2 protein-coding genes are annotated in these 692 nt (G+C 57.7%); both read left to right on the plus strand.

Going from position 1 to position 692, the window contains the following annotated elements; genetic code table 11:
• Nucleotides 1-193: 193 nt before the first annotated feature.
• Nucleotides 194-439 carry a hypothetical protein gene (locus tag ACT6R0_RS18605; protein WP_444667445.1) on the plus strand — a complete coding sequence of 82 codons (246 nt, stop codon included), beginning with the start codon at nucleotides 194-196 and terminating at the stop codon, nucleotides 437-439.
• Complete coding sequence (locus ACT6R0_RS18610; protein WP_444667447.1) at nucleotides 351-638, plus strand: hypothetical protein; 288 nt, start codon at nucleotides 351-353, stop codon at nucleotides 636-638. Before ACT6R0_RS18605 ends, ACT6R0_RS18610 begins: the two co-directional genes overlap by 89 nt.
• The last annotated feature ends 54 nt before the right edge of the window (nucleotides 639-692 follow it).

A 692-nucleotide genomic window follows, 5' to 3' on the forward strand; every position in this document is an offset into this window, starting at 1 on the left:
GATATGATGATGATGATGATGATGATGATGATGATGATGATGATGATGATGATGTTGACCTCAACACACCCACCAGTGAGTTGAGTTGTGAGGTTGGAGCCTAGACTGCAGCCCAGCAGGGGAGGGAGAGGGCACACCAGGGTGCTAGCGCTGGTGGGGAGGGAGGGGTTCAGCCTGAAGGTCCGCCACATGGGTGACTGATCAGCTGACTACTCAGGGCAGGCTGACTAGTCAGGGTAGGCAGGCTGACAGGCAGGCAAGCAGGCAGGCAGGCAGGGGATCAACAGGTGAGATTGATGAGAGTGGCGGGCAGGTAGGCAGGCAGGTAGGCAGGCAGGGTGGCAGGCAGGATGCCACGCAGGGTGGCAGGCAGGGTGGCAGGCAGGGTGGCAAGATGGGTGTCAAATGTGTTTGTGGGGCTGCAGGTACCCTTGGCTGACGTGTTCAACCACAAGCCCAGTGTGGTGGCCTTGGGAGATGACTTTGCTGTGGCTGAAGAGGACGACGAGGGGGAAGGGGAGGGGGAAGACGGCAGCAATGACGATGATGATGATGATGATGATGATGATGAGGGCGAGGAGGAGGATGGAGATGATGATGATGATGCGTCAGCAGGTGAGCCAGGGTCGTCAGCCTAGTCTCCTTGCCATGTGGAGTGCTGCTGGTAGCAGCAAGCTGGCAGTTCATTACAC

Origin of the sequence: Flavobacterium sp. (genome assembly GCF_052437795.1) — a bacterium.
In the GTDB taxonomy this organism is placed as follows: domain Bacteria; phylum Bacteroidota; class Bacteroidia; order Flavobacteriales; family Flavobacteriaceae; genus Flavobacterium.

Excerpts from the sequence above, each read along its gene's own strand:
- ACT6R0_RS18610 (WP_444667447.1), top strand. The coding sequence starts at position 351 with ATGCCACGCAGGGTGGCAGGCAGGGTGGCAGGCAGGGTGGCAAGATGG.